This is a genomic window from Streptomyces sp. DSM 110735 (genome assembly GCF_016482685.1).
Taxonomy (GTDB): domain Bacteria; phylum Actinomycetota; class Actinomycetes; order Streptomycetales; family Streptomycetaceae; genus Streptomyces.
This window is the reverse complement of record NZ_JACYHF010000041.1, coordinates 1-3209: the sequence shown is the minus strand read 5'-3', so window position 1 is coordinate 3209 and position 3209 is coordinate 1. Positions and strand designations below refer to the sequence as shown.

1 rRNA gene is annotated in these 3209 nt (G+C 56.8%); it reads right to left on the bottom strand.

What is annotated here, in order from left to right:
* Positions 1 to 21: 21 nt before the first annotated feature.
* Positions 22 to 3143, bottom strand: a 23S ribosomal RNA gene (locus tag IF655_RS30805).
* Positions 3144 to 3209: the final 66 nt, after the last annotated feature.

The following is a 3209-nucleotide window of genomic DNA, read 5'->3' as shown; positions in this document are numbered from 1 at the left end:
ACACAGTGGACGCGAGCAACTGAGGACAAGCCCTCGGCCTATTAGTACCAGTCAACTCCACCCGTTACCAGGCTTCCATATCTGGCCTATCAACCCAGTCGTCTACTGGGAGCCTTACCCTCTCAAGGAGGTGGGAATACTCATCTCGAAGCAGGCTTCCCGCTTAGATGCTTTCAGCGGTTATCCCTCCCGAACGTAGCCAACCAGCCATGCCCTTGGCAGGACAACTGGCACACCAGAGGTTCGTCCGTCCCGGTCCTCTCGTACTAGGGACAGCCCTTCTCAATATTCCTACGCGCACAGCGGATAGGGACCGAACTGTCTCACGACGTTCTAAACCCAGCTCGCGTACCGCTTTAATGGGCGAACAGCCCAACCCTTGGGACCGACTCCAGCCCCAGGATGCGACGAGCCGACATCGAGGTGCCAAACCATCCCGTCGATATGGACTCTTGGGGAAGATCAGCCTGTTATCCCCGGGGTACCTTTTATCCGTTGAGCGACGGCGCTTCCACAAGCCACCGCCGGATCACTAGTCCCGACTTTCGTCCCTGCTCGACCCGTCGGTCTCACAGTCAAGCTCCCTTGTGCACTTACACTCAACACCTGATTACCAACCAGGCTGAGGGAACCTTTGGGCGCCTCCGTTACTCTTTAGGAGGCAACCGCCCCAGTTAAACTACCCATCAGACACTGTCCCTGATCCGGATCACGGACCCAGGTTAGACATCCAGCACGACCAGACTGGTATTTCAACGACGACTCCCCCTGAACTGGCGTCCAGAGTTCACAGTCTCCCAGCTATCCTACACAAGCCGAACCGAACACCAATATCAAACTGTAGTAAAGGTCCCGGGGTCTTTCCGTCCTGCTGCGCGAAACGAGCATCTTTACTCGTAGTGCAATTTCACCGGGCCTATGGTTGAGACAGTCGAGAAGTCGTTACGCCATTCGTGCAGGTCGGAACTTACCCGACAAGGAATTTCGCTACCTTAGGATGGTTATAGTTACCACCGCCGTTTACTGGCGCTTAAGTTCTCAGCTTCGCCCTGTCGAAACAGGACTAACCGGTCCCCTTAACGTTCCAGCACCGGGCAGGCGTCAGTCCGTATACATCGCCTTACGGCTTCGCACGGACCTGTGTTTTTAGTAAACAGTCGCTTCTCGCTGGTCTCTGCGGCCACCCCCAGCTCACCGTGTAAAACGGATCACCAGGTGTGGCCCCCCTTCTCCCGAAGTTACGGGGGCATTTTGCCGAGTTCCTTAACCATAGTTCACCCGAACGCCTCGGTATTCTCTACCTGACCACCTGAGTCGGTTTAGGGTACGGGCCGCCATGAAACTCGCTAGAGGCTTTTCTCGACAGCATAGGATCATCCACTTCACCACAATCGGCTCGGCATCAGGTCTCACCCTGTATGAGTGGCGGATTTGCCTACCACTCGGGCTACACCCTTACCCCGGGACTACCATCGCCCGGGCTGGACTACCTTCCTGCGTCACCCCATCACTCACCTACTGCAGATCTGGATCGTCGGCTCCACCACTTCCCTTTGCCCGAAGGCTCCGGGACGGCTTCACGGACTTAGCATCGTCTGGTTCGATGTTTGACGCTTCACAGCGGGTACCGGAATATCAACCGGTTATCCATCGACTACGCCTGTCGGCCTCGCCTTAGGTCCCGACTTACCCTGGGCAGATCAGCTTGACCCAGGAACCCTTAGTCAATCGGCGCAAACGTTTCTCACGTTTGTATCGCTACTCATGCCTGCATTCTCACTCGTGAACCGTCCACCACTGCCTTCCGGCGCGGCTTCACCCGGCACACGACGCTCCCCTACCCATCCGTACACCCGTTGGGGCTTCTTGTACGAATGACACGACTTCGGCGGTACGCTTGAGCCCCGCTACATTGTCGGCGCGGAATCACTAGACCAGTGAGCTATTACGCACTCTTTCAAGGGTGGCTGCTTCTAAGCCAACCTCCTGGTTGTCTGTGCGACTCCACATCCTTTCCCACTTAGCGTACGCTTAGGGGCCTTAGTCGATGCTCTGGGCTGTTTCCCTCTCGACCATGGAGCTTATCCCCCACAGTCTCACTGCCGTGCTCTCACTTACCGGCATTCGGAGTTTGGCTAAGGTCAGTAACCCGGTAGGGCCCATCGCCTATCCAGTGCTCTACCTCCGGCAAGAAACACACGACGCTGCACCTAAATGCATTTCGGGGAGAACCAGCTATCACGGAGTTTGATTGGCCTTTCACCCCTAACCACAGGTCATCCCCCAGGTTTTCAACCCTGGTGGGTTCGGTCCTCCACGAAGTCTTACCTCCGCTTCAACCTGCCCATGGCTAGATCACTCCGCTTCGGGTCTTGAGCGTGCTACTGAAGCGCCCTGTTCGGACTCGCTTTCGCTACGGCTTCCCCACCCGGGTTAACCTCGCAACACACCGCAAACTCGCAGGCTCATTCTTCAAAAGGCACGCAGTCACGAGATGCATCCGAAGATACATCCGACGCTCCCACGGCTTGTAGGCACACGGTTTCAGGTACTATTTCACTCCGCTCCCGCGGTACTTTTCACCATTCCCTCACGGTACTATCCGCTATCGGTCACCAGGGAATATTTAGGCTTAGCGGGTGGTCCCGCCAGATTCACACGGGATTTCTCGGGCCCCGTGCTACTTGGGTGTCTCTCAAACGAGCCGCTGACGTTTCGACTACGGGGGTCTTACCCTCTACGCCGGACCTTTCGCATGTCCTTCGTCTACATCAACGGTTTCTGACTCGTCCTGTCGCCGGCAGACGACAGAAGAGAGATCCCACAACCCCGCATGCGCAACCCCTGCCGGGTCTCACACGCATACGGTTTGGCCTCATCCGGTTTCGCTCGCCACTACTCCCGGAATCACGGTTGTTTTCTCTTCCTGAGGGTACTGAGATGTTTCACTTCCCCTCGTTCCCTCCACACTGCCTATGTGTTCAGCAGCGGGTGACAGCCCATGACGACTGCCGGGTTTCCCCATTCGGAAACCCCCGGATCAAAGCCTGGTTGACGGCTCCCCGGGGACTATCGTGGCCTCCCACGTCCTTCATCGGTTCCTGGTGCCAAGGCATCCACCGTGCGCCCTTAAAAACTTGGCCACAGATGCTCGCGTCCACTGTGCAGTTCTCAAACAACGACCAGCCACCCATCACCTCACCAGACAA